26 protein-coding genes and 1 riboswitch are annotated in these 25,243 nt (G+C 63.7%); of the genes, 14 read left to right on the forward strand and 12 right to left on the reverse strand.

Annotation, left to right across the window (positions count from 1 at the left end; genetic code table 11):
* Window positions 1-50 precede the first annotated feature (50 nt).
* The 4 genes from BM186_RS04020 to ahcY form a co-directional block, all read right to left on the reverse strand.
* Complete coding sequence (locus BM186_RS04020) at window positions 51-809, reverse strand: substrate-binding periplasmic protein (protein ID WP_074913613.1); 759 nt, start codon at window positions 807-809, stop codon at window positions 51-53.
* Window positions 810-861: 52 nt separating this feature from the next.
* Complete coding sequence (gene ppnN / locus BM186_RS04025) at window positions 862-2,235, reverse strand: nucleotide 5'-monophosphate nucleosidase PpnN (protein ID WP_017678447.1); 1,374 nt, start codon at window positions 2,233-2,235, stop codon at window positions 862-864.
* 82 nt (window positions 2,236-2,317) lie between these two features.
* Window positions 2,318-3,163, reverse strand: a complete 846-nt coding sequence (gene metF / locus BM186_RS04030) for a methylenetetrahydrofolate reductase [NAD(P)H] (RefSeq protein ID WP_072423444.1) — start codon at window positions 3,161-3,163, stop codon at window positions 2,318-2,320.
* A 99-nt stretch (window positions 3,164-3,262) separates the two neighbouring features.
* Complete coding sequence (gene ahcY, locus BM186_RS04035; protein ID WP_072423443.1) at window positions 3,263-4,657, reverse strand: adenosylhomocysteinase; 1,395 nt, start codon at window positions 4,655-4,657, stop codon at window positions 3,263-3,265.
* Between the two features lie 21 nt (window positions 4,658-4,678).
* Window positions 4,679-4,760, reverse strand: a riboswitch (S-adenosyl-L-homocysteine riboswitch).
* Between the two features lie 222 nt (window positions 4,761-4,982).
* Between ahcY and BM186_RS04040 the strand changes: the two genes are divergently transcribed.
* The 3 genes from BM186_RS04040 to BM186_RS04050 all read left to right on the forward strand — a co-directional run bounded on the left by BM186_RS04040 (window position 4,983) and on the right by BM186_RS04050 (window position 7,699).
* Window positions 4,983-5,369, forward strand: a complete 387-nt coding sequence (locus BM186_RS04040) for an MAPEG family protein (protein WP_074913614.1) — start codon at window positions 4,983-4,985, stop codon at window positions 5,367-5,369.
* A gap of 179 nt (window positions 5,370-5,548) precedes the next feature.
* Window positions 5,549-7,138, forward strand: coding sequence for a methyl-accepting chemotaxis protein (locus tag BM186_RS04045; protein WP_074913615.1), 1,590 nt, complete (start codon window positions 5,549-5,551; stop codon window positions 7,136-7,138).
* Between the two features lie 111 nt (window positions 7,139-7,249).
* The gene (locus tag BM186_RS04050) at window positions 7,250-7,699 is read left to right on the forward strand and encodes a c-type cytochrome (protein WP_074913616.1); all 450 of its coding nucleotides are present in this window, start codon (window positions 7,250-7,252) and stop codon (window positions 7,697-7,699) included.
* Here the strand turns inward: BM186_RS04050 and BM186_RS04055 are convergent.
* Entirely contained in the window at window positions 7,693-8,088 is a 396-nt protein-coding gene (locus tag BM186_RS04055; protein WP_072423439.1) for a DUF1090 domain-containing protein, read from the reverse strand. The genes BM186_RS04050 and BM186_RS04055 overlap by 7 nt on opposite strands.
* 84 nt (window positions 8,089-8,172) lie before the next feature.
* Complete coding sequence (gene ligB, locus BM186_RS04060) at window positions 8,173-9,864, reverse strand: NAD-dependent DNA ligase LigB (protein ID WP_074913617.1); 1,692 nt, start codon at window positions 9,862-9,864, stop codon at window positions 8,173-8,175.
* Window positions 9,865-10,079: 215 nt separating this feature from the next.
* Between ligB and BM186_RS04065 the strand changes: the two genes are divergently transcribed.
* Window positions 10,080-10,391: a hypothetical protein gene (locus BM186_RS04065; RefSeq protein WP_074913618.1), complete on the forward strand. Its 312-nt coding sequence runs from the start codon at window positions 10,080-10,082 to the stop codon at window positions 10,389-10,391.
* A 62-nt stretch (window positions 10,392-10,453) separates the two neighbouring features.
* Here the strand turns inward: BM186_RS04065 and metK are convergent, their stop codons facing one another.
* The 3 genes from metK to BM186_RS04080 all read right to left on the reverse strand — a co-directional run bounded on the left by metK (window position 10,454) and on the right by BM186_RS04080 (window position 13,601).
* The gene (gene metK, locus BM186_RS04070) at window positions 10,454-11,644 is read right to left on the reverse strand and encodes a methionine adenosyltransferase (RefSeq protein ID WP_074913619.1); all 1,191 of its coding nucleotides are present in this window, start codon (window positions 11,642-11,644) and stop codon (window positions 10,454-10,456) included.
* Window positions 11,645-12,646, reverse strand: a complete 1,002-nt coding sequence (locus BM186_RS04075) for an ArsR/SmtB family transcription factor (protein ID WP_074913620.1) — start codon at window positions 12,644-12,646, stop codon at window positions 11,645-11,647.
* Window positions 12,647-12,719: 73 nt separating this feature from the next.
* Window positions 12,720-13,601: a LysR family transcriptional regulator gene (locus BM186_RS04080; RefSeq protein ID WP_074913621.1), complete on the reverse strand. Its 882-nt coding sequence runs from the start codon at window positions 13,599-13,601 to the stop codon at window positions 12,720-12,722.
* A 110-nt stretch (window positions 13,602-13,711) separates the two neighbouring features.
* Between BM186_RS04080 and BM186_RS04085 the strand changes: the two genes are divergently transcribed.
* From BM186_RS04085 to fba, 7 genes are all read left to right on the forward strand, one after another.
* A complete protein-coding gene (locus BM186_RS04085; RefSeq protein ID WP_074913622.1) occupies window positions 13,712-14,866 on the forward strand; it encodes a TDT family transporter in 1,155 nt (384 codons plus the stop codon).
* A 109-nt stretch (window positions 14,867-14,975) separates the two neighbouring features.
* Complete coding sequence (gene tkt, locus BM186_RS04090) at window positions 14,976-16,976, forward strand: transketolase (RefSeq protein ID WP_074913623.1); 2,001 nt, start codon at window positions 14,976-14,978, stop codon at window positions 16,974-16,976.
* Window positions 16,977-17,095: 119 nt separating this feature from the next.
* On the forward strand, window positions 17,096-18,163 hold the full coding sequence (epd, locus tag BM186_RS04095) for an erythrose-4-phosphate dehydrogenase (protein WP_074913624.1): 1,068 nt from the start codon (window positions 17,096-17,098) through the stop codon (window positions 18,161-18,163).
* A gap of 3 nt (window positions 18,164-18,166) precedes the next feature.
* Window positions 18,167-19,327: a phosphoglycerate kinase gene (locus tag BM186_RS04100; protein ID WP_074913625.1), complete on the forward strand. Its 1,161-nt coding sequence runs from the start codon at window positions 18,167-18,169 to the stop codon at window positions 19,325-19,327.
* A 102-nt stretch (window positions 19,328-19,429) separates the two neighbouring features.
* Window positions 19,430-19,615: a hypothetical protein gene (locus BM186_RS04105; protein WP_017678463.1), complete on the forward strand. Its 186-nt coding sequence runs from the start codon at window positions 19,430-19,432 to the stop codon at window positions 19,613-19,615.
* Window positions 19,616-19,628: 13 nt separating this feature from the next.
* Complete coding sequence (locus tag BM186_RS04110; protein WP_017678464.1) at window positions 19,629-19,955, forward strand: MliC family protein; 327 nt, start codon at window positions 19,629-19,631, stop codon at window positions 19,953-19,955.
* Window positions 19,956-20,078: 123 nt separating this feature from the next.
* Window positions 20,079-21,143, forward strand: a complete 1,065-nt coding sequence (fba, locus tag BM186_RS04115) for a class II fructose-bisphosphate aldolase (protein WP_003458863.1) — start codon at window positions 20,079-20,081, stop codon at window positions 21,141-21,143.
* Window positions 21,144-21,229: 86 nt separating this feature from the next.
* On the opposite strand, the gene BM186_RS04120 is transcribed toward fba, so the two are convergent.
* Entirely contained in the window at window positions 21,230-21,913 is a 684-nt protein-coding gene (locus BM186_RS04120) for a polysaccharide lyase family 7 protein (protein WP_003458865.1), read from the reverse strand.
* 358 nt (window positions 21,914-22,271) lie between these two features.
* Between BM186_RS04120 and BM186_RS04125 the strand changes: the two genes are divergently transcribed.
* Genes BM186_RS04125 through BM186_RS04135 form a run of 3 tightly spaced genes read left to right on the forward strand, consistent with a single transcriptional unit; the run spans window position 22,272 to window position 24,403 of the window.
* Window positions 22,272-22,748 (forward strand): hypothetical protein, encoded by a 477-nt coding sequence (locus BM186_RS04125; RefSeq protein WP_074913626.1) that lies wholly within the window; start codon window positions 22,272-22,274, stop codon window positions 22,746-22,748.
* 14 nt (window positions 22,749-22,762) lie between these two features.
* The gene (locus BM186_RS04130) at window positions 22,763-23,863 is read left to right on the forward strand and encodes a PQQ-dependent sugar dehydrogenase (RefSeq protein WP_074913627.1); all 1,101 of its coding nucleotides are present in this window, start codon (window positions 22,763-22,765) and stop codon (window positions 23,861-23,863) included.
* 48 nt (window positions 23,864-23,911) lie between these two features.
* On the forward strand, window positions 23,912-24,403 hold the full coding sequence (locus tag BM186_RS04135) for a YgjP-like metallopeptidase domain-containing protein (RefSeq protein WP_003458870.1): 492 nt from the start codon (window positions 23,912-23,914) through the stop codon (window positions 24,401-24,403).
* Between the two features lie 25 nt (window positions 24,404-24,428).
* Here BM186_RS04135 and BM186_RS04140 read toward each other — a convergent pair whose 3' ends face one another.
* Window positions 24,429-24,662 (reverse strand): DUF2789 domain-containing protein, encoded by a 234-nt coding sequence (locus BM186_RS04140; protein ID WP_072423427.1) that lies wholly within the window; start codon window positions 24,660-24,662, stop codon window positions 24,429-24,431.
* Window positions 24,663-24,727: 65 nt separating this feature from the next.
* Window positions 24,728-25,210, reverse strand: a complete 483-nt coding sequence (locus tag BM186_RS04145; protein ID WP_074913628.1) for a GreA/GreB family elongation factor — start codon at window positions 25,208-25,210, stop codon at window positions 24,728-24,730.
* Between the last annotated feature and the right edge of the window lie 33 nt (window positions 25,211-25,243).

A 25,243-nucleotide genomic window follows, 5' to 3' on the forward strand; every position in this document is an offset into this window, starting at 1 on the left:
CGAGTATAACAGAGCTGAGGACTTGCGCAGCTACCAGCCTGTCGGTTGGTTCACGGCTTGGGCTGATCAGGGTTGGCGTAGCGCAGCTGCAGCTGGGCATAGGCAGGTTCGCGCTTGAAGCGGCGCAGTTCGTCAGCGAAGTCCTTGGCCAGGCGTGCCAGGACAGGGTCGTGACGCAGTGCGAGGTACAGCCGGTCATGGCCGACCGCCTTGCGGTTGTAGTCGACCTGCTGTTGCAAGCCCATCTGGGTGGTCAGATAGAGGCCGGCGCGACGGTCATTGATGACCAGATCGACGCGGTGGCGGATCAGCTTGCCCAGATTGGCCTCGTGAGTCGGAGCCTCTTCGCGACTGAACAAGGGCGAGTTGCGGAAGGTTTCGTCGTTGTACCAGTAGCCCGGCGAGATGCCGATCACCAGGTCGCGCAGGTCTTCCAGGCTCTCATAGGGGTAGGGGCGGTTACGTGCGTAGAACAGCACGAGTTCGACGTCACTCAGCGGCTCTTCGACGAAGAGCATGCTCGCCTCGCGCTCGGGCAGATGGAAAATATCCAGAATGCCGTCCGCATTGCCCAGTTCCAGCTCCAGCAGGCAGCGCTTCCAGGGCAGGAACTGCAGGTCCAGCTTTACTCCCAGGCGCTGCAGCACCTCGCGGGTGATCTCGTAGTCGAGGCCAGCGGCCTGGCCGTCTTCCTCGTAGACGTAGGGCGCCCAGGCATCTGTGACCAGGCGCAGTGTTTCGCCGCGGGCGGCGAAAGCGCAACAGCACAGCAAAAGGGTGGCGATAATCTGGCGCTGGAATAATGGCATTGCGCCAGATTAGCGATTTTGCGGGTGCCGTGAAAGTGCGTCTTGTGCAGCTTTAGTCGACTACCCGATAGCAGGGCTCATAGGCACTGCCACCCGGCAGCTTCATGCGGTGCTGTTCGACGAAGGCCTGCAGCAGGCGATCCAGCGGGCGCATGATGGTGGTTTCGCCGCGAATCTCGTAGGGACCATGTTCCTCGATCAGGCGGATGCCGTTTTCCTTGACGTTGCCCGCAACGATGCCGGAGAACGCGCGACGCAGGTTGGCGGCCAGGTGATGCAGTGGCTGCTCGCGGGTGAGGTTGAGGCTGGCCATCGCTTCGTGGGTCGGTTCGAAGGGGTGCTGGAAGCTTTCGTCGATCTTCAGCAGCCAGTTGAAGTGGAAGGCGTCATTGCGCTCACGGCGGAACTGGCGCACGGCTTTGATGCCGACGGCCATCTCGCGGGCGACTTCGGCCGGGTCGTTGACGATCATGCGATAGCGCTGCTGTGCGGCCTCACCGAGAGTCGCCCCGATGAAGTCATGCAGCTGCTGCAGATACGGTCCGGCGCTCTTCGGGCCGGTCAGTATGACCGGGAAGGGCAGGTCCTGGTTGTCCGGGTGGGTGAGGATACCCAGCAGGTAGAGGAACTCTTCGGCCGTGCCAGCGCCGCCGGGGAAGATGATGATGCCGTGGCCGACGCGGACGAAGGCTTCCAGGCGCTTCTCGATGTCCGGCAGGATCACCAGCTCGTTGACGATCGGATTCGGCGCTTCGGCGGCAATGATGCCCGGCTCGGTCAGGCCCAGGTAGCGGCCCTTGAGGTTGCGCTGCTTGGCGTGGCTGATGGTGGCACCCTTCATCGGCCCCTTCATCACGCCCGGGCCGCAACCGGTGCAGATGTCCAGGCCGCGCAGACCGAGCTCGTGGCCGACCTTCTTGGTGTACTTGTATTCCTCGGTGCTGATCGAGTGGCCGCCCCAGCACACCACCATCTTAGGCTCTACGCCGCTACGCAGGGTCTGGGCGTTGCGCAGCAGGTGGAAGACGTAATCGGTGATGCCTTCGGAGCTGTCCAGGTCGATGCGCTTGTTCTCCAGCTCACTCTGCGTGTAGACGATGTCGCGCAGGGCGCTGAACAGCATCTCGCGGGTGCTGGCGATCATCTCGCCATCGACGAAGGCGTCGGCCGGCGCGTTGATCAGTTCCAGGCGGATGCCGCGATCCTGCTGGTGAATCTTCACTTCGAAGTCCGGGTAGGCCTCGAGGATGGTCTTGGCGTTGTCGCTGTGCGAGCCGGTGTTGAGGATCGCCAGTGCGCACTGGCGGAACAGGCGATAAACGCTACCGGAGCCGGTTTCGCGCAGTTGCTGCACTTCGCGCTGCGAGAGGGTTTCCAGGCTGCCCTTGGGGCTGACTGAGGCGTTGATCTTGGTGCGTTTGAGCATGAGGGGCGATCCTTCGGCGGCAAGGCGGGAGGGCGAAGCGAGCAGGCTACCCAGGGTGGGCAGCCTGTGAGTAAGCGGCCTGCTAACGCGGCAGCTTGAGATTGTTCCAGATGGCCAAGCTGGGGCCGGCCAGGTTCATGCTGTAGAAGTGCAGGCCGGGCGCGCCGCCTTGCAGCAGGCGTTCGCACATCTCGGTGATGACCTGCTCGCCGAAGGCGCGAATGCTGTCGGCATCGTCGCCGTAGGCTTCCAGTTGCTTGCGTACCCAGCGTGGGATTTCCGCACCGCAGGCGTCGGAGAAGCGCGCCAGCTTGCTGTAGTTGGTGATCGGCATGATGCCCGGCACCACCGGAATGTCCACGCCCAGTTTCTGCACGCGCTCGACGAAGTAGAAGTAGCTGTCGGCGTTGAAGAAGTACTGAGTGATGGCGCTGTCGGCGCCGGCCTTGGCCTTGCGCACGAAGTTGGCGATGTCGTCCTCGAAGTTGCGCGCCTGCGGGTGCATCTCCGGGTAGGCGGCGATTTCGATATGGAAGTGATCACCGGTTTCAGTGCGAATGAACTCGACCAGTTCATTGGCGTAGCGCAGCTCGCCGCTGGCCATGCCCATGCCGGATGGCAGGTCACCGCGCAGGGCAACGATGCGCTTGATGCCGGCATTCTTGTACAGGTTCAGCAGCTCGCGCAGTTCGGCCTTGCTGTCACCCACGCAGGACAGGTGCGGGGCGGTGGGCACCTTGATCTCGCCATCGAGCTGCAGCACGGTGTTGAGGGTGCGGTCGCGGGTCGAACCGCCGGCGCCGTAAGTGCAGGAGAAGAAATCGGGGTTGTAGGTCGCCAGCTGGCGCGCCACGTCCATCAGTTTTTCATGCCCGGCTTCGGTCTTGGTGGGGAAGAACTCGAAGCTGTAGCGGCGTTCTTGGCTCATAGGGTTTCTAGCCTTGGAGACGTAGGGTGGATGGCGTTTTTCCATCCACCTTGCGGGAAGTCGGCGGTGGATAAGCCAGGGGCTTACCCACCCTACGCATTAGTAGCGGTAGGCGTCCGGCTTGAATGGGCCTTCCACGGTCACGCCGATGTACTCGGCCTGCTGCTTGGTCAGCTGGGTGACCACGCCGCCGAAGCCCTTGACCATTTCCAGCGCCACTTCTTCGTCGAGCTTCTTCGGCAGTACTTCTACGGTCAGACGCTCGGCCTTCTTCTCGGCCGGCAGGTCGGCGAACTTCTGTTCGAACAGGAATATCTGCGCCAGCACCTGGTTGGCGAACGAACCGTCCATGATCCGGCTCGGGTGGCCAGTGGCGTTGCCCAGGTTCACCAGACGGCCCTCGGCCAGCAGAATCAGGTAGTCGTCGTTGGTCGGATCGAAGGTGCCGGCACCGGTACGGTGGATCTTGTGCACCTGCGGCTTGACCTCTTCCCACGCCCAGTTCTTGCGCATGAAGGCGGTGTCGATCTCGTTGTCGAAGTGGCCGATGTTGCACACCACGGCGCGCTTCTTCAGAGCCTTGAGCATGCCGGCGTCGCAGACGTTGACGTTACCGGTGGTGGTGACGATCAGGTCGATCTTGCCCAGCAGCGCAGCGTCGACGCTGGCCTCGGTGCCGTCGTTGATGCCGTTCTTGTACGGTGAAACCAGCTCGAAGCCGTCCATGCAGGCCTGCATGGCGCAGATCGGATCGATCTCGGAAACCTTGACGATCATGCCTTCCTGACGCAGCGACTGCGCCGAGCCCTTGCCCACGTCACCGTAGCCGATGACCAGCGCCTGCTTGCCCGACAGCAGGTGGTCGGTGCCGCGCTTGATGGCGTCGTTGAGGCTGTGGCGGCAGCCGTACTTGTTGTCGTTCTTGCTCTTGGTCACGGCGTCGTTGACGTTGATCGCCGGGACTTTCAGGGTGCCGGCCTTGAGCATGTCGAGCAGGCGGTGCACACCGGTGGTGGTCTCTTCGGTGACGCCGTGGATGCGTTCGAGCATCTGCGGGTATTTCTTGTGCAGGATCTCGGTCAGGTCACCGCCGTCGTCGAGCACCATGTTGGCGTCCCACGGCTTGCCGTCCTTGAGGATGGTCTGCTCGATGCACCACTCGTACTCTTCTTCGGTCTCGCCCTTCCAGGCGAACACCGGGATACCGGCAGCGGCGATGGCGGCAGCGGCCTGATCCTGGGTGGAGAAGATGTTGCAGGAGGACCAGCGCACTTCGGCGCCCAGGGCGGTGAGCGTCTCGATCAGCACGCCAGTCTGGATGGTCATGTGGATGCAGCCGAGGATCTTCGCGCCTTTCAGCGGTTGGCTGGCGGCGTACTTGCGGCGCAGGCCCATCAGTGCCGGCATCTCGGATTCGGCGATGATCAGCTCTTTGCGGCCCCAATCGGCCAGGGAAATGTCGGCGACTTTGAAATCGTTAAAAGCAGCGCTCATGAAAGCTCTCCATTCGTTGTCTGCGAATGGGCGCCGTTGATGCGTATGGTTAACGCCCCATCCGAGCCTGACAGGTTGCCCTGCTGCAGCGCCCCTCGGACAGGTGGCGGGAGCGACCGGAGCTGTGCCGGTCGTTTGAAACTGGCGGATTATAGCTGCGTGCGGCTTGCAGCCCAAGGTTTTCCGTCGCTCTAAGCGCTGCGCTGCTGGCATTTGCCACCGAGGGATTGGCTGGATCGCCACCCACATACTCCTGCTTGGGTCATGGACGCCGGTCGGGACCTGGCTCAGGCTGCGCACTCCATTACCAAGCTGCGGAGCCTCCATGACCCTCGCCTACTGGTGCGTGCTGATCGCCATCTTCCTGCCCTACCTGGGTACTGCCACCGCCAAGTTCCTTGGCCCCGGCTACGGACCGCACGCCAATCAGGATCCACGCGCGTTCCTGAGTACCCTGGACGGCTGGCGCAAGCGCGCCAACAACGCCCAGCTCAACGGCTTCGAGGTGACCCCGGCGTTCGCCGCCGCGGTGATCATTGCCCACCAGGCCGGCGGTGCCGAGCAGGCGCTGCTCGACCAGTTGGCCGTGGCATTCATCGTCAGCCGCGTGCTGTATTTCATCTGCTATCTGGCTGGCTTGGGGCCGGTGCGCTCGCTGGTGTGGTTCGCCGGGATGGGGCTGATCGCGGCGCTGTTCGTGGTTTCTGCCTAGTCGATATCTGCCGCTGACTGTGACGATGAGCTAGAAAGGCGCGTGACTGATCAGTCATTGCTCCGTTCTGGTGCGCTTTATGAGGCCAATCAGCCTGTAGGGCGGCTGGCCGCTGGCCACGTTCTTGCTTGCTCCCGATTATTTGGCGGGGTTTCCCGCCGTCTGCCAGGGAGCCGCTCATGTCCGCCACCGCTTTTTTCGATCGCCTGCTCTGCGCCATCGGCCTGCGCACTCTGAATCAGCAGTTTCTGTTTTCCTATGCGCTGATGTTTCTGCTCGCGGTGGTCGCCTCGGTGGCACTGTACCTGAGCATGTCGGTGTCGCCGGAAACCATCAATGTTGCCGGCGCGCAGCGCATGCTCAGCCAGAAGATGACCAAGGAGGCGCTGTTGCTGCGTGAAGGCGTCCTGCCTGCTGCGACGCTGGAAGCCACCATGGCGCAGTTCGATGCTGCCCATCGCGACCTGCTGAGTGGCAACGCGGCGCGCAATATCAGTGCCATCGCCGAGCCCAGCGTCCAGGCGCAAATGAACAAGGTCGGTGGTCTCTGGCAGGGCTTTCGTACTCAGCTGCAGCGCGTTGTTGCGGGCGATGCGGCAGTCGACCTCAAGGCCCTGGAGCAGCACTCGGTCGAGCTGCTGCGCGAGATGAACCAGGCCGTCGGTTTGATGGCTGCCCACGCTGAAGGCAGCCAGCGCCGCCAGATGTGGCTGGCGTTCGGTTGCGTGCTGGGCATTCTGGCGCTGGTGGTGCTGGGCCGTCAGTTCGGCCTGCGCCCGCTGATGCACAACCTCAATGCGGTGGAGGGGGCGCTGACCCGGGTCGGCTCCGGCGACTTCACGCGTAGCCTGGATGGTCGTCAGGGTGACAACGAGATCGGCCGCATCTTCGCGGGTTACAACCGCATGCAGGAGCAGGTGCGTGGCTTGCTGGCGGAGGTCAAGCGCAGTGGTGAGCGTACTGGCGAGTACGTCGGCAGCGTGGTCGGTGCTGCGCAGTCGGCGGGCAATGGTGTGCGTCGTCAGTACGAGGATCTCGATCAGGTCGCCACCGCGATGAATGAAATGAGCGCCACCGTCGCCGAGGTGGCGCGTCACGCTGCCCATGCAGCCGAGTCGGCACGCAGTGCCGATGATTGTGCACAGAGCGGCAAGCAGGTGGTGCAGCGTAGTGCGGTGCAGATCGCCGAACTGGTGGAACAGCTGCAGCGCAGTGGCGAGCAGGTACAACGTCTGGAGGCCGAAACCGGTGGTGTCGGCAAGGTGCTCGAAGTGATCACCGGTATCGCCGAACAGACCAATCTGCTGGCACTCAACGCGGCCATCGAGGCCGCACGCGCCGGCGAGGCAGGGCGTGGCTTCGCCGTGGTCGCCGACGAGGTGCGCACCCTGGCCAGTCGCACCCAGCAATCGACTGGCGAAATCCAGGCGATCATCCAGCGTTTACAGGGCGGTGCGCGTGATGCGGTTCTGGCGATGCAGCGCAGCGCGGCCCTGGCCGACGGCAACCTCCAGCACATTCGTCAGGCCAGTGAGGCGCTGGAGACCATCGTCGGGGCAGTGGATGGCATCAATGCTCTGAATGCGCAAATCGCCACGGCCGCAGAACAGCAGAGCCAGGTGGCGCAGGAGATCGACCAGCGGGTAACGCACATCTCCAGCCTGGCCGAGCGCAGCCAGGGCGAGACCGAGAGCGTGGTGCAGGTCAGTGCGCAGATTCAGGGCGAGGTGCAGCAGCTCAACAGCCAACTGGGGCGCTTCCGCACCTGAACCCTGGCTGACCAACGCATACAAACGACAGCTGTTGTGACAAGAGGTCGCTTGGCCCGACCGGGGCGAGCCGCGATACTGGCGGCCCCTTGTCGCCCGGAAGTCGTGTCGATGACCCTGAAGAAACTCCTGCTGCTCACCTGCGCCTGCCTGACCCTGGCTGCTTGCGGTGGGGTCGACCCTGATTCGCCATTGGGCAAGCGCCAAGCCGCGTTCAAGGAGATGCTCAAGGTCAGCGAAGACCTCGGTGGGATGCTGCGCAATCGTATTCCCTACGACGAAGCCGCATTCATCAGCGGCGCCGCCGAGCTGGAGCGTCTGTCCCACGAGCCTTGGCAGCACTTTCCGCAGGTACGTGACGACGAGCGCAGCAAGGCCAATGCCGAGGTCTGGCAGCGCCAGGAGCAGTTCCAGAAGATGGCGCGTGATCTGGAGCAGGCCACTGCCGCACTGGTACAGGTCACGACCGCGCCGCCGCTACGTCGCTCCGAGCTGGAGCCGGCGGTGCAGGCCGTCGAGGACAGTTGCGAGGCGTGCCACAAGGCGTTTCGCGCTTACTGATCAGCGCGCGCTTCGGCCTCGGCCTGCTCCAGTTCGGCGCGTGCCTCGGCCAGTTTGGCCTGACGCTTGGCGATCTTCTCCTGATCTCCCTTGCCCATGGCTTCACGCAGCTCCATCTCGCGCTCCTGCACTTCCTCCCGGGCTTCCTTGACGCTGGCCAGGCGCTCCTTGTGCAGCGACGCGTCATCGCAATGGGCATCGACATTGCCCAGTGCTCGTTGCAGTCCATCCAGCTCTCGTGAGTTGCCGCTCTTGTGCGCTGCGTCGATCTTCTCCTGGAGCACCTGGCGTTTGACGGCGCAGCCGCTATCGCCCTCGGCGGCCAGAATCGGTGTGACGTTCAGGTTGGCGGCCAGCAGCAGGCCGAGCAAAGCGGTTTGACGGATCATGGTCTCTCCTCGTGAAGGTCTACTTCGAAGTGACCCTGGTTGCCGCGCGAGGTTCGACCCGATTGAGCCATCTGCTGACCTGGGTCAACCGCGCGGTGAATTCTCCTGCGGCAGGAAAGCGACGGTGCCGGCTTCCTGCAGTTGCGCGCCCAGGCGCTGAACCTCCGGGTGGCTGAAGAATGCCAGCAGGCGCTCGGCGCTGTTCTGGCTCACGCCGGGTTGCTGCATCCACTCGGCGTGGCTGCGAGCCACTAGCGTGGTCCAGTCATCCTCCGCGTCGAGCTGGAAACCAGGTGGTGCACCGAGAGCCTGCAGCCATTGCTGCAGTGAGCGCTGTTGGGCCTGGGCGAAGGCCTGCTGCAGCTGCGAGGCGCGCCTTGGGCCGATACCGGGCAGCTGTTGCAGGTGTTCGCTATCGAGTGCCAGCCAATCGAGCAGGCCATCCAGTTTCTGCCCCGCCAGTAGCGTGCTCCAGGTGCCAGGTCCCACGCCGGGCAGGTTCAGCCCCTGTTTGCCGGCGAGCCAGTTCAGGCGTGCCTGGAACTGTTGCTGACACTCGCCACTGAGCCGCCAGCAACTCATGGCGTGGTATCGACTGGGATCAGGCGCGTGTACCGCTGCGCGCTCCTGGCTGCGCCAGATCACTTGCTCGAGACGCGGAATGGTCAGGCCGGCGAGGCGTATCGCCACCTGATCGCCGGGGCGTATGTCCAGCTTCTCCCAGGTTTGCAGCGAGCCGAGAGCGACCCTGCTGATGCGCCGCTCGTCGAGGTCGACCGGCTGCAAGCGCAGGATCGGCGTGATGCGTCCAGTACGGCCGATACTGAAATCCACCGCCTGCACCACGGCCAGCGCCTGGCCGGCCGGGTATTTCCAGGCAACCGCCCAGTGCGGCGCTTCTGCCTGCCAGCGCTCTCCGGGTGGGCGCGTACCCTGACGCAGGACCACGCCATCGCTGGCGAAAGGCTGGGGTTCGTCAAACCAGCGTTGGCGCCAACGGCGGGCATCCTTTGCATCCCGCAGGGGTTGGGTGTAGTGCAGGCTGTCGTCAAAACCCAGTCTCTGCAGGGCTTGCAGGCGCTCAGGCATGTTCGCCGGGCCGTCCGGCCAGTCCCAGACGAACAGCCCGATTGCACTGGCCTGTTGCTCATCAAGCGCCTGTCGCGCCATCAGGCCTGCCACCTTGCCACGGGCGCCAACCCCACCGTCGCGGCCTTGCACGTGGCCGTCCAGGCGCCAGTAGAGCTCGCCCTGCAATACGGCATCGAGTGGTTCCTGCAGGCGTGCGGGAATGGCCGACAGCTGCAGCACGCGGGCTGTCCAGTCCTGGCCAAGGCGTCCATCGCCACGGCTGATGGCTTGTTGCAGCACGCCGTCTCGGTAGACCAGGGTGACCGCGACGCCGTCGACCTTGGGCTGAATCCACAGATCGTCGCGACTGTTGATCCACTTCGCCACTGCCGCGTCGCTCAGCTTGCGCAGGCCGGTCTGTAGCACTGGGTGCGTGATCGTCCCGCTGCTGCCAGCCAGAGGGTCGGCCAATGCCATGCGGGCGGTCGGAAAGCACCGATGCCAGGACTGCAGGCGATCGCGGGCCTGGTCATAGATTTCATCAGCCACCAGCGAGCGGCCGTGGTTATGGTAGGCGTCGTCCCACTCGGCTATCTGCTGACTGAGCGCGGCGAGCTCGGAGTCGGCGCGACTGGTGGGCCAGTCGGGGCAGGGGGTGGCCTGGGCAGCCAGCGGAAGGAGTAATAGCAGCAGGGCAATTTTCATCGCGGAGCTTCCTTGCTCAAGGTACTCACTGAGCCTAGCAGGCTGTATTGGTATTCGCTGAGCCTTGGAGCTAAGTCTCTGATACTGTTCGGTTTTTTCTTGTTGCCTGGCTATCTGGGTGATAAATTCGCGCGCCTTTTCAACCCCCAAACAAATGGATTTGCCCGGCGGGGGCGCATGGACAGCCGGGCCTCAACCCTTAGAGGTCTTCACTGATGCGTATTGTTTCCGTTGCCTGCTTCACCGCTCTGGCTTTCGCCGCTCTGCCTGCTCATGCTGCCGAGGTCGCCTCGATCCAGGCCAAATGTCAGGAGCAGATGGCTGCCAATCAGGACGGTCTGGCTCAGCTCAAGCAGTTGGCAGCATTGGCTGGCAACGACAAGGCCAATGAAAACCTGGCTGCGCTCGATGGTGGCTGTGAGCGTCTCAGCGCCGAGGCCGATGCTTCCACTGAGGCTGCTGCACCTGATCAGCTGAATGCCACCAAGGATGCACTCAAGGGCCTGAGTTCGATGTTCGGCAAATAAGCCCTCCAGGCACGAAAAAGCCCCGCCAGATCGCTCTGGCGGGGCTTTTTGCTTTCAGGAGCTTACAGGCCGGCAGCGGCGCGCAGATCGGCAGCCTTGTCGGTGCGTTCCCAGGTGAAGGTGGTGAAGCTGTCGTCGCCGACGGTCTTGGACTGCGGCGTACGGCCGAAGTGGCCATAGGCAGCGGTGTCCTGGTACATCGGGTGCAGCAGGTCGAGCATCTTGGTGATGGCGTACGGGCGCAGGTCGAACACGTCACGCACCAGTTTGATGATCTTGTCTTCGGCGATCTTGTGGGTGCCGAAGGTATTGATCGAGATGGAGGTCGGCTGGGCCACGCCGATGGCGTAGGACACCTGGATCTCGCAGCGATCGGCCAGGCCGGCGGCGACGATGTTCTTGGCCACGTAGCGGCCGGCGTAGGCGGCGCTGCGGTCTACCTTGGACGGGTCCTTGCCGGAGAAGGCGCCGCCGCCGTGACGGGCCATGCCACCGTAGCTGTCGACGATGATCTTGCGGCCGGTCAGGCCGCAGTCGCCCACCGGACCACCGATGATGAACTGGCCGGTCGGGTTGATGTGGAACTGGGTGTCCTTGTGCAGCAGTTCGGCCGGCAGCACGTGCTTGACGATCAGCTCCATCACGCCTTCGCGCAGGTCGTGGTATTTCACTTCCGGGTTGTGCTGGGTGGACAGCACGACCGCGTCGATGGCCGCGACCTTGCCGTTCTCGTAGCGGCAGGTGACCTGGCTCTTGGCATCCGGGCGCAGCCACGGCAGCAGGCCGGACTTGCGCGCTTCGGCCTGACGCTCGACCAGGCGGTGCGAGAAGCAGATCGGTGCCGGCATCAGCACGTCGGTTTCGTTGCTGGCGTAGCCGAACATCAGGCCCTGGTCGCCAGCGCCCTGATCTTCCGGCTTGGCGCGGTCGACGCCCTGGTTGATGTCCGGGGACTGCTTGCCAATGATGTTGAGCACGCCGCAGGTGGCGCCGTCGAAACCGACGTCGGAGCTGGTGTAACCGATATCGCAGATCACGTCGCGGACGATCTGCTCCAGGTCGACCCAGGCGCTGGTGGTGACTTCACCGGCAACGATGGCTACACCGGTCTTGACCAAGGTTTCCACGGCCACGCGGGCGTGCTTGTCCTGGGCGATGATGGCGTCGAGCACCGCATCGGAGATCTGATCGGCGATCTTGTCCGGATGCCCCTCGGACACGGACTCGGAGGTAAACAGGGAATATTCGCTCATCTATCGGTTCCTTTCTTGCCGGAGGCTGAAGGCGCTGTGCGCATCGGGTTTGGCAAAGTGCCGTAATTGAATCTGAAAGCCGTTTTTCAGGCCTATGTACAGGCTTTCGCCGGGTGTCAGGCCGGCGGCCGTCGCCCAGCGCGCCAGGTCTTCCTGTTCGAAGCCGAGCCACAGGTCGCCGCAGGCTTCGCGCGCCCAGCTCTGGTCGTGGCTGCACAGTTCGCTGAGCAGCAGGCTGCCGCCGGGTGCGACCAGGGCAGCCAGCTTGCGAAAGGCTTCGGCCGGCGTGGCGAAGTGGTGCAGCACCATGTTCAGCACCACGCAATCGGCCGTGACTGGTGCGTCCTGCAGCGCATCGGCCAGTTTCAGCTCGACGTTATCCAGGCCCTCGGCGGCGCAGCGTTGGCTGGCCAGTTCGAGCATAGCCGGGCTGTTGTCCAGTGCCGTGACCTGGGCGAAGCGCCGTGCCAGTTCAGGCAGGAAGGCGCCATCGCCGGGGCCAATTTCCAGTGCCGTGGCACCGGCGCTGAAATGCAGGGCATCGAGCAGGGAGAGCAGGCTGTCGCGGTACTGCGGCAAACCGGCGATCAGATCCTGCTGGGCCTGGAAGCTGCTGGCCATGCGCGCGAAGAAGTCGCGGCTGACGGTGGCGCGTTGCTGATGCACGGCGGCAATACGCGTTTGCACATCGCCGGGCAGCGGCAGTTCGTCGATATCGTCCAGCAGGGCGGCGTGCAAGCGGCCATTGGGCAGCGCGCGGCGGTAGAAGATCGCGTTGCCTTCACGGCGCGTGGCCACCAGGCCGGCCTGGGCCAGCACTTTGAGGTGGTGGCTCATGCCTGACTGACCAATAGCGAAGATCTGCGCCAGCTCCAGCACGCCAAACGAATCGTTGCTCAGGGTGCGCAGCACGTTCAGGCGCAGCGGATCGCCGCCGGCCTTGCACAGGGCGGCGAGCTCGTCGCAGGGGTCGAAATCCAACTGGGATGCGCGCAGGGTCATGGGGGCGCAGTCTAGTCGGTCATTTTTCATACAGCAATACCAATATCAAAAAGTTTTGATATTGGTATTGGGGCTAGCCTGGTGCCTGGCTCAGTTGCAGAAAAGCGGCGGGGGCCGGGCTCAGGCTGGTGCCGAGTCGCCACAGCACATGCAGTTCACGCTCGATCTGCAGGTCCTGCACTGTCAAGCGCTGGAGTTCGCCGCTGGCCAGTTCACGTTCGACCACCCGCTGCGACAGCCAGGCGATGCCTTGGTCGTCGGCGAGCAGGCGTTTGAGCGCTTCGGTGCTGCCGATGGCCATGCCGGCCTGTGGCTCCAAGCCGTGGTCGCGATAGGCCTGCTCGATGCTGGCGCGAGCGCCGGAGCCAGGTTCGCGCATGTACAGCGGGTACGCCTGCAGGTCGCGGGCCTCAAGGCGCTCGGCCCTGGCCAGCGGGTGCAGCGGCGATGCCACCGGAAGCAGGGCATCGCGCGCCAGCAGGCGATGCGCGTAGTCGGCCTGGGCGAACGAGCCTTCGACGAAGCCCAGGCTGATGCGGCCTTCGTCCAGTTGTCGGGTCACGACGTCGGTGTTGCTCACCTCCAGGCTGACGAATATCTGTGGATGCAGGGCGCGAAAACGGGTGAGCAGGGGCGGCAGCAGGTAGGCGCCGAGCGTGGCGCTGGCGCCCAGATGCAGCTCGCCCTGCTCCAGCTGGGCGAAGTCACGCAAGTCGCGTTCGGCGGCGCGCTCCAGGGCGAAGATGCGCCGCGCATAGTCATGCAGGCGTAGGCCACCTTCGGTCAGTCGCACGCCGCGCGGCTGGCGATCGAACAGGCGCAGGTCGAGGCTGGCTTCGAGGTCGCGAATCTCCCGCGTTACGGCAGGCTGGCTGATATGCAGGCGCTCGGCTCCGGCGCTGATGCTGCCGGCTTCTGCCACGGCCAGAAAGACCTTGAGATGGTGCAGGTTCATGGTTAATGCATAAATGAAAAGTATGCATTCAATGCTGAATATGTATTTTTCATATGGCAAGCCAATTCTTACTCTTGTGCCATCACTCATGTCACGGGACCACCCGACTCATGCCGCGCCCCTTCAGTCGTTTACCCGAGCCCCTGGCGTTCATTCGTCATTTCACCCCCAGCTGGTTCGCCGTGACCATGGGCACCGGTGTGCTGGCGCTGGTGATCGCTCAGTTGCCCTGGCATCTGCCGGGATTGTCGATGCTCGCCGAGGGACTGTGGTTCGTGGCGCTCGGCCTGTTCGCGCTGTTCAGCCTGCTGTTTCTGCTACGTTTGGCGCTGTTTCGAGAAACCATCTGGCCGATGTTGCTGCATCCGGTGCAGTCGATGTTCCTTGGTGCCATTCCCATGGGCCTGGCGGTGCTGATCAAGGGTTTGCTGCTGTTCGGCCTGCCGCGCTGGGGTGAAGGGATTTACGCGCTGGCTCATGCGCTGTGGTGGCTGGATGCGGCGCTGGCGCTGCTCGGCGCCTTGTTGGTGCCCTATCTGATGTTCACCCGCCAGCATCATGCGCTGGAGAAGCTCACCGCGGTCTGGCTGCTACCTATCGTCGCACCGGAGGTTGCCGCCAGCACGGCAGGGACGCTGGCACCGCATCTGGCGGCCGAGGCGGCGCAACAGTTGCTGGTGGCCGGTTTCGTGCTCTGGGGGTTGTCGCTGTCGCTAGCGTTCTCGCTGATCACTCTGGTGCTGCTGCGTCTGGCCCTGCATAAATTGCCGGATACCGATTTCGCCGCCACCAGTTGGCTGCCGCTGGGGCCGCTGGCTACCGGCTGTCTGGGGCTGCTCAGCATGGGCCAGGCGGCGCCGCTGGCCTTTGCCGGCACGCCGCTGGTCAGCGCCGCCGAGCTGGCGCGGGATCTCGGCCTGATCGGCGGCCTGGCCTTGTGGGGCGCTGGGCTGTGGTGGCTGGTGATCGCCACACTGTTCACCCGCCACTACATCCGCGACAACATGCCGTTCAACCTCGGCTGGTGGGGTTTTACCTTTCCGCTGGGTGTATTCGCCCTGGCCACCTTCGAGCTGCAGGCCGTGACCGGTTTGAGCTTTTTTGCCTTTATCGGTCTGCTGCTGGCGGTACAACTGGCGGCGGTCTGGACGCTGGTGTTCAGTCGCACAGTCGCCGGCGTCTGGCATGGCGAGTTGTTTCAGGCGCCTTGTCTTGGCGGGCCGGGCAGCCCGGCGGTGAGCGTTCTGAGCGAACAGGCGGGCTGATTTGGTCTCTACGACCATCTGTCATTGCCCCATGGGGGCCGGCTGGGCGAAAATAGGCGTCTTTTTTCGCCCCCTTCATTCAGAAGCAGCCCCCGTAGGAGATTCAGCGATGCCCAGCCGTCGTGAGCGAGCCAATGCCATTCGTGCCCTGAGCATGGATGCCGTGCAGAAAGCCAACAGCGGCCACCCCGGTGCCCCCATGGGTATGGCGGATATCGCCGAAGTACTGTGGCGCGACTACCTCAAGCACAACCCGAGCAACCCGAACTTCGCCGATCGTGATCGCTTCGTGCTGTCCAACGGCCATGGCTCGATGCTGATCTATTCGCTGCTGCACCTGACTGGCTACGACCTCGGCATCGAAGACCTCAAGCAGTTCCGCCAACTGCACAGCCGTACCCCGGGCCACCCGGAATACGGTTATACCCCGGGTGTCGAGACCACCACCGGCCCGCTCGGCCAGGGCATCGCCAACGCCGTCGGCTTCGCCATCGCCGAGAAGGTGCTGGGCGCGCAGTTCAACCGTGAAGGCCACAACATCGTCGACCACAACACCTATGTGTTCCTCGGCGACGGCTGCATGATGGAAGGCATTTCCCACGAAGTCTGCTCGCTGGCCGGCACCCTGGGCCTGGGCAAACTGATCGCCTTCTACGACGACAACGGCATCTCCATCGACGGTGAAGTCGAGGGCTGGTTCACCGACGACACACCGAAGCGCTTCGAAGCCTACGGTTGGCAGGTGATTCGCAATGTCGACGGCCACGACGCCGAAGAGATCAAGATGGCCATCGAGACCGCGCGCAAGAGCGTGGACCAGCCGACCCTGATCTGCTGCAAGACCACCATCGGCTTCGGTTCGCCGAACAAGCAGGGCAAGGAAGAGTGCCACGGTGCGCCGCTGGGCAACGACGAAATCGCCCTGACCCGCGCCGCCCTGGGCTGGAACCATGGCCCGTTCGAAATCCCGGCCGAGATCTACGCCGAGTGGGACGCCAAGGCCGCCGGCGCTGCCGCCGAAGCCGCCTGGAACGACAAGTTCTCCGCCTACGCCGCTGCCCATCCCGAGCTGGCTGCCGAGTTCAAGCGCCGTATCGCCGGTGAGCTGCCGGCCGATTTCGCCGAGAAGGCCGCTGCCTATATCAAGGATGTCGCCGAGAAGGGCGAGACCATCGCCAGCCGCAAGGCCAGTCAGAACGCGCTGAACGCCTTCGGTCCGCTGCTGCCGGAATTCCTTGGCGGTTCGGCCGACCTGGCCGGCTCCAACCTGACCCTGTGGAAGGGCTGCAAGGGTGTCTCCGCTGAAGACGCGTCCGGCAACTACATGTTCTACGGTGTGCGCGAGTTCGGCATGAGCGCGATCATGAACGGTATCGCCCTGCACGGCGGTTTCGTGCCGTACGGCGCGACCTTCCTGATCTTCATGGAGTACGCGCGCAACGCCGTGCGCATGTCCGCGCTGATGAAGAAGCGTGTGCTGTACGTGTTCACCCACGATTCCATCGGTCTCGGTGAAGACGGCCCGACCCACCAGCCGATCGAGCAGCTGGCCAGCCTGCGCGGCACGCCGAACCTTGACACCTGGCGCCCGGCCGATGCCGTGGAGTCCGCCGTGGCCTGGAAGTACGCCATCGAGCGCGTCGACGGCCCGAGCGCCCTGGTGTTCAGCCGTCAGAACCTGCCGCACCAGCCGCGCGATGCCCAGCAGCTGAGTGATATTGAACGTGGTGGCTACGTACTGAAAGACAGCGCTGGCGAGCCGGAGCTGATCCTGATCGCCACCGGTTCGGAAGTCGGTCTGGCCGTGGCCGCTTACGACAAACTGACCGCCGCCGGCCATAAGGTGCGTGTGGTGTCGATGCCGTCCACCAGCGTCTTCGATGCCCAGGATGCCGGCTACAAGCAGGACGTGCTGCCGCTACAGGTCGGTGCGCGCATCGCCATCGAGGCCTCGCACGCCGACTACTGGTACAAGTACGTGGGCCTGGAAGGTCGCATCATCGGCATGACCAGCTTCGGCGAGTCGGCCCCGGCTCCGGCTTTGTTCGAGCACTTCGGCTTCACCGTCGACAACATCGTCGCTACTGCCGAAGAACTGCTGGACGCCTGAGTTGAGAACGACGCTGTAGCGGTGGATCGGGGCGCTTAACTGGCGTCCTGTTCATCCACCGTTACAGCGCCCGGTGGATCGATAAACGCGATCCATCCTAGGTTCATACGAGACCTCTTATGTCCAATCGCCCCTATCGTGTCGCCCTCAACGGCTATGGCCGCATCGGTCGTTGCGTGCTGCGCGCGCTGCACGAGCGTGGCAATTCGGCGAGCCTGGAAATCGTCGCGCTGAACGACCTGGCCGATCAGGCCAGCATCGAATACCTGACCCGCTTCGACTCCACCCACGGGCGCTTTCCTGGCGAGGTGAAGGTCGATGGCGACTGCTTGCACATCAACGGCGACTGCGTGAAGGTGCTGCGCCAGAGCGAGCCTGAGGCCATCGATTGGGCGGCGCTGGACATCGACCTGCTGCTCGAGTGCTCCGGGCAGTACGTCACCCGTGCCGAGGCGCAACGCTTCATCGATGCGGGGGCGCCGCGCGTGCTGCTGTCGCAGCCGATGGCCAGCGAGGCGGATATCGACGCCACCGTCGTCTTCGGGGTCAATCAGCAGTGCCTGAGCGGCGCCGAGCGTCTGGTGTCGAACGCGTCCTGTACCACCAACTGCGGCGTGCCGTTGTTGAAACTTCTCGATGAGGTGGTGGGTCTGGAGTACGTCTCCATTACCACCATTCACTCGGCGATGAACGACCAACCGGTGATCGATGCCTACCACCACGAAGACCTGCGCCGCACGCGCTCGGCTTTCCAGTCGGTGATCCCGGTATCCACCGGCCTGGCGCGTGGTATCGAACGTCTGCTGCCGGAACTGGCCGGGCGTATCCAGGCCAAGGCCATTCGCGTGCCGACGGTCAACGTCTCGTGCCTGGACATCACCCTGCAGACCGCGCGCGATACCTCTGCAGAAGAGATCAACCGCGTGCTGCGCCAGGCGGCGGAAAATGGCCCGCTCAAGGGGCTGCTGGCTTACACCGAACTGCCGCACGCCAGCTGCGACTTCAACCACGACCCGCACTCGGCCATCGTCGACGGCAGCCAGACCCGCGTGTCCGGCCCGCGCCTGGTCAACCTGCTGGCCTGGTTCGACAACGAGTGGGGTTTCGCCAACCGCATGCTCGATGTCGCCGAACATTTTCTCGCTGTATCCACTTCCTCCGTACAACCAGCCTTTGTGAAGGACTGATCCATGACCGTTCTGAAGATGACCGACCTCGACCTCGCTGGTAAGCGCGTGTTGATCCGCGAAGACCTCAACGTCCCGGTGAAGGACGGTGTGGTCAAGAGCGACGCGCGTATCCTTGCCTCCTTGCCGACCATCAAGCTGGCGCTGGAGAAGGGCGCGGCCGTGCTGGTCTGCTCGCACCTGGGGCGCCCGGAAGAGGGCATCTACAGCGAGGAAGACAGCCTGGCGCCGGTCGCCGCCTACCTGAGCAAGGCGCTCGGCCGCGACGTGCCGCTGGTCAAGGACTACCTTGGTGGTGTCGAGGTCAAGGCCGGCGAGCTGGTGCTGCTGGAGAACGTACGCTTCAACAAGGGCGAAAAGAAGAACACTGACGAACTGGCCCAGCAGTACGCTGCCCTGTGCGACGTGTTCGTGATGGACGCCTTCGGTACCGCTCACCGCGCCCAGGGCTCGACCCATGGCGTGGCCAAGTTCGCCAAGGTCGCCTGCGCCGGCCCGCTGCTGGCTGCCGAGCTGGACGCCCTGGGCAAGGCGCTGGACAAGCCGGCCCGGCCGATGCTGGCCATCGTCGCCGGCTCCAAGGTGTCGACCAAGCTCGACGTGCTCAACTCCCTGGCCGATATCTGCGACTCGTTGATCGTCGGCGGCGGCATCGCCAACACCTTCCTCGCTGCTGCCGGCCTGCCGGTGGGCAAGTCGCTGTACGAGGCCGATCTGGTCGACACTGCCAAGGCCATTGCGGCCAAGGTCAGCGTACCGCTGCCGGTCGACGTGGTGGTGGCCAAGGCCTTCGCCGAGGATGCCGAAGCCACCATCAAGGCGGTCAAGGACGTCGCTGAAGACGACATGATCCTCGACATCGGCCCGCAGACTGCGGCGATGTTCGCCGAAATGCTCAAAGCCTCGCAGACCATTCTGTGGAACGGCCCGGTCGGCGTGTTCGAGTTCGACCAATTCGGCAACGGCACCAAGGCCCTGGCCCTGGCCATCGCTGAAAGCCCGGCGTTCTCCATTGCTGGCGGTGGCGACACCCTGGCGGCCATCGACAAATACGGCGTGGCCGAGAAGATTTCCTACATTTCCACTGGTGGCGGCGCTTTCCTCGAGTTCGTCGAAGGCAAGGTGCTGCCGGCCGTGGAAGTGCTGGAGCAACGCGCGCAATAAACACCAGCTAGGGTGAAGGATGGCCTTCACCTGCGGCGGATTAAACCCTGACGCGAACGGGTGGTCTGTAGAAAACCGGATCATCGTACAAGGAGTCGTGTCATGGACAAGTTAGCCGCATTGAGCGTCATTGGTATGTTGCTGGCCGGTTGTGCTGGCGCAGGAAGGGAGTCGGCCTGCGAGGTATTCAGCCCTGCGCAGATCGAAACCCCGACCACTCAGGATGATCAGCGTGTCGAGGAAAGTACTGGCCAGCCTACTGGCCCGGCGCCGGAACAGCGTTGCTGACGAGGAGAGGTAATTGAGCGGGATCAAATTGACGGGGCTCGCTGCCATTGCCCTGGTGCTGGCAGCCTGCAGTAGTCAGCCGGCCGCGCCGGATCAGTGGAATCGCTGGGTATGCGACAGCCAGACCGAAGTGCTGTGGCGCTTCGCCAACGGCAGCGTCGACCAGGTGGATGTGCGCCTGGGCGGTGACGACATCGTCTATCGTCTGACTCAGGAGCCGGCAGGATCTGGCGCGCTGTACAGCGACGGACGTCTGTCCTTCCACACCAAGGGTGAGGAAGGCCTGGTTTACTGGACGGCCACCGATGACCTGATCGGCCGAGGCTGCAAGGCTCCGTAACACCTTCGGCGACGCCGAGACGAGCGCTGCGGGCATGCCCCAGTCTCACGAAACTTGAACAACGCCTGCCCCTGCGGCAGGCTTGCACGATTAACGACCTCCAAACCGGGAGACAGAAACACCATGGCACTTATCAGCATGCGCCAGATGCTCGACCACGCCGCCGAATTCGGCTACGGCGTGCCGGCCTTCAACGTCAACAACCTCGAGCAGATGCGCGCCATCATGGAAGCCGCCGACAAGACCGATTCGCCGGTCATCGTTCAGGCCTCCGCTGGTGCCCGCAAGTACGCAGGCGCGCCTTTCCTGCGCCACCTGATCCTGGCTGCCATCGAAGAATTCCCGCACATCCCGGTGTGCATGCACCAGGACCACGGCACCAGCCCTGACGTGTGCCAGCGCTCGATTCAGCTGGGCTTTTCCTCGGTGATGATGGACGGCTCGCTCAAGGAAGACGGCAAAACCCCGGCCGACTACGACTACAACGTCCGCGTAACCCAGCAGACCGTAGCCTTCGCCCACGCCTGCGGCGTGTCCGTGGAAGGCGAGCTGGGTTGCCTGGGCAGCCTGGAAACCGGCATGGCCGGTGAAGAAGACGGTGTCGGCGCCGAAGGCGTGCTGGATCACAGCCAACTGCTGACTGATCCGGAGGAAGCCGCCGACTTCGTCAAGAAGACCCAGGTCGATGCCCTGGCCATTGCCATTGGCACCAGCCACGGCGCCTACAAGTTCACCAAGCCGCCAACCGGCGACGTGCTCTCCATCGAGCGCATCAAGGAAATCCACAAGCGCATCCCCAACACTCACCTGGTGATGCACGGTTCCTCCTCCGTTCCGCAGGAATGGCTGAAGGTGATCAACGAGTTCGGCGGCGACATCAAGGAAACCTACGGTGTGCCGGTCGAGGAAATCGTCGAAGGCATCAAGCACGGCGTGCGCAAGGTCAACATCGATACCGACCTGCGTCTGGCTTCCACCGGTGCCATCCGCCGCATGATGGCCGAGCACCCGAGCGAGTTCGACCCGCGCAAGTTCTTCGCCAAGACCATCGTCGCCATGCGTGACATCTGCATCGCCCGCTACGAAGCCTTCGGCACTGCCGGTAACGCCTCCAAGATCAAACCGATCTCCCTGGAAGGCATGTACCAGCGCTATGCCAGCGGCGAGCTGAACGCCAAGGTCAACTGATCCGGCGCGGGCGAACGCCCGCCCGGACCAGCCGAAAGCCGCGACTGCGCAAGCGTCGCGGCTTTTTCATGCCTGGCTTTTGGGGCTCAGGGCGCTGTGCTGAGCAACGCGCGATGCTCGATGCTCAACTGGTCGAAGCGCGCAGCGCCGGCTTCGGTCTCGTAGCCGGTGTTGTCCTGGGTGTAGACGCCGGCCTTGAAGTACAGCGGTTTGGCCGCCCAGGAGGAGTCCAGGCGGGTGCTCCAGCTGGTCCTGTCGAGCTGGATCGCCAGAGTGCCGTCGGGCTTCAGGTTGATCGCATAGCTGAACGCCTGATTGAGCGCGATGCCACTGGCCACGGTTACCGTCTGAATCTCGGCATTTGGCGTCATGCGTACCTTGGCGACGATGTTGCCGCTGGCGGTCTTGGTCTTGTACTGGTACTCCAGCTTGAGCAGCGGCATCGAGCTCTTGTAGGCATGGATCTGGCCGATGACGATCTTGCCGGTCGACGGCACCTGGCTGACGCTCAGTGCGGCGCGCAGGAAATGGTCGGCGCCGGGGTAGGTCCAGTTGCGCAGGCTGCCGTCGGCGTAGGTCTCGCGCAGTTCGCTGCGTGGATAGCTGGCGCTTTCGGTGGTGGTGCCATTGACCGGTGACCAGAAGAAGATGGCGCCATCTTTGGACTGGAAATAGTGATCCTGATAACCACCGGCCAGAACGCGGGTCTCGATGGTGGTCGCGGGGACGCCGACTGGAATGCTGAGGTTCCACATGGCGAGTTCGATCATGTTCAAAGCTCCTGAAAAACGGAAACTTCAGTCGGGGGCACATCTCATCCAGGAGTCAGTAACGGCTTACTTGGCGTTCCAGCGTGTGACACGCGAGCTAGAAGGGTGGCAGGGCTGCCTGTCACGAGCAGCGAGTGCGCTCGTGGCGCGCTTTATAACGGCAATCGGGGCGAAAGCGTGATGACCGTCTGTCGCTTTATTGGCGTCAATATAAAGTCATTGCCATTGGGCTTTCGATCCCCTCTGTTTTCGATCGACCCGAGTCTGGCGCAGGTAAAACCCTGTAAAACACCTGGGGCATAACGGTGGGTGGGGTGCGCCATAATTCGCGCACTGTCGTTCCGGGAAACTGCCCCCCATGTCCAGCAAGCCACGTCTGTTGCTCGCTTTCCTCCTCGCCGTGTTGCTGGCCTCGCTGCTTGCCTCGATCTTCCAGACCCAGACCAACCTCGCCGCCTTGCAGGCGCTCGGTGCACCGATGCCGCTGGATGTGCGCGTTGGCACCACCTGTCTCGATCTGCTCGGTTTCGCACCGACCTTCGCCCTGCTCAGTGCGCTGGGCTTTCTGCTCGCCCTGCCGCTGGCTGCCTGGTTGGCGCGGCGCATGCCGCCGCTACGGTGGCTGATCTTCGTGCTGGCGGGCGCGGCAGCGATCTGGACGGCGCTGGGGCTGGCCAATGCGCTGGCACCTATGCCGACGCTGATCGCCGCCGACCGCAGCCCGTTCGGCACGCTCGGACTGATGGCCTGCGGCAGCGTTGGTGCGCTGCTGTTCGGCTTGCTCGGTCGGCGGGTGCGCTACCGGGCGCAGCCGACTTCTTCCGACTCTCTGTGACAAGGCGTTTGCCCATGTTGAGAAGCACCCGCGCGCTGATGCTCTGCGCCCTGTTCTTCAGTACGCCGCTGCTGGCCCTGGATTACCGCATCGAAACCTTCAGCGAAGGGCTGGAGAATCCCTGGGCCGTGGCCTTCCTGCCGGACGGACGCATGCTGGTCACCGAGCGTGTCGGGCGGCTGCGCATCATCGAAGCGGACGGCAGTGTCGATCCCGAGCCGGTGGCGGGCCTGCCCGAGGTCTTCATCGCTGCCCAGGCCGGGCTGATGGAAGTGGCGCTGGACCCGGACTACAGCGACAACCGCTGGTTGTATCTGACCTACGCGCACGGCTCGCTGGAGGCCAACAACACGCGTCTGGCGCGTGCCCGCTTGGTGGATGACGAACTGCACGACTTCGAGGTGTTGTTCACCGCCCAGCCGCTCAAGGCCGGTGCCGCGCACTACGGTGGGCGTATCGCGTTTCTCGCCGACAACACCCTGGTGCTGACCCTGGGCGACGGCTTCGACTGGCGTGAGCAGGCGCAGAACCCGGCCAACCACCTGGGCAAGATCGTGCGCCTGAACCGCGACGGTAGCGTGCCGCAGGACAATCCATTGCTCGGTCAGGAGGGCGCCGCGCCGGAAATCTACAGCCTTGGCCACCGCAACGTGCAGGGCATCTTCTTCGATGCCGAACATGATCGCCTATACAGCCATGAGCACGGCCCGCGCGGGGGGGACGAACTCAACCTGATCGAGGCCGGCAACAACTATGGCTGGCCGCTGGCAACCTTCGGTATCGATTACACCGGTGCGCGCGTCAGCCCCTACACCGAGCTGCCAGGGTTGACCTCGCCATTGTTGCATTGGACGCCCTCGGTGGCGCCGTCGAGCCTGACTCTGTATCGCGGCGAGCTGTTCCCCGAGTGGCAGGGTGACCTGTTCGCCGCCACCCTGGCCGAGCGCAGCGTACGCCGCGTGCGTGTGCGTGACGGCATGCTGGCTGGTGAGGAAATCCTCTTCGAGGAGCTGGACGAGCGTATTCGCGATGTGCGCAGCGGGCCGGATGGCGCGCTCTATCTGCTCACCGATAACCCAGAGGGGCGTCTGCTGCGTGTGGTGCCCAGCGAGTAATGCCGCATCCGTTACACTGACGGTCCAGATGAATTCGGGATCGTAGCGTTGAAGTATCTCCAGGGTTATCCGGTCGCCTTGCAGCAGCAGGTTCGTCAACTGATCGCCGATGATCGGCTCGGTGACTACCTGGCGCAACGCTATCCGGGCCGGCATGAAGTGCAGAGCGACAAGGCGCTGTATGGCTACGTGATGGCGCTCAAGCAGGAACACCTGAAGAACGCGCCGGCCATCGACAAGGTGCTCTACGACAATCGACTCGACCTCACCCACCGTGCGCTGGGCCTGCATACGGCGGTCTCACGGGTGCAGGGCGGCAAGCTCAAGGCGAAGAAGGAGATTCGCGTTGCTTCGCTGTTTCGCGACGCCGCGCCGGCCTTCTTGCAGATGATCGTGGTACACGAGCTGGCGCACCTGAAAGAGAGCGAGCACAACAAGGCCTTCTACAAGCTGTGCGACCACATGCTGCCGGGCTATGCGCAGATCGAGTTCGACCTGCGCATGTACCTGACCTGGCGCGAAATGACGGCGGCCAACTGAGCAGCCGATGTGCTGGCCTGTGACCTCAGCCGTGCAGGCGCACGTTGAGCTGGTCGACCACCGGCGCCCAGTCGGCGTCTTCGAGAATTTCCTCGCGCAGCAGCGCGGCCTGCGCCGGCGTCCAGAACGGGGCCTCGGACAGTTTGCAGGCATCCGGCAGCGGCGAATGGGTGCTGATGAAGGCATTGATGCTGGCGGCATCGTCAGGCAGGCCGAGCTGCTTGAACAGGGCTGGCAGGCTGTGGATTGGATTTTCCATGGTATTGGCTCTCGCTAGACGTGGTGTTCATCGCTAATTACCAACCCTAGCCCAGATAGTTCCGCTTACGTGGCTGCCAGTACCTCGAAAACCTGCTGGCGACTCCCTACTGGCAGGCTTATTTCGTCGCCTGGCTTCTTGCCGAGCAGCAATTTCCCGAGCGGTGCGGTATTGCCGAGCACCTGGATGCTCTGGTCGGCCAGTTGCAGTTTCATGCTCGCGCCTGGAGGACCAAGGAACAGCCATTGTTCGTGGCCATCCTCGGCCGCAAGCTGAATCAGCGCGCCGAGCTCGATACCCTGCTCGATATCGAAGGGGCGCGGGCGCAACTGGCGCCAGGTGATCAGGGTCTGGCGCAGTTCTTCGACGCGGCGTGCCTGACCGCTGGCCAGGTAGGCGGCCTCCAGGCCTAGGGTGTCGTACTTGTTCTCGGCGACATTCTCTTCGTGGGTGGCCGCTTCGTGGGCGCTGAGGGCGGCGAGGCTGGCCTGTTCGAGGTCGCTCTGCAGATGGCTGAGTACGTCTTGCAGCAGCAGATTCTTGTCCATGGTGTGCTATCGGGTTCGGGTTGATGAGAGGGG

Origin of the sequence: Ectopseudomonas toyotomiensis, from assembly GCF_900115695.1 — a bacterium.
GTDB lineage: Bacteria > Pseudomonadota > Gammaproteobacteria > Pseudomonadales > Pseudomonadaceae > Aquipseudomonas > Aquipseudomonas toyotomiensis.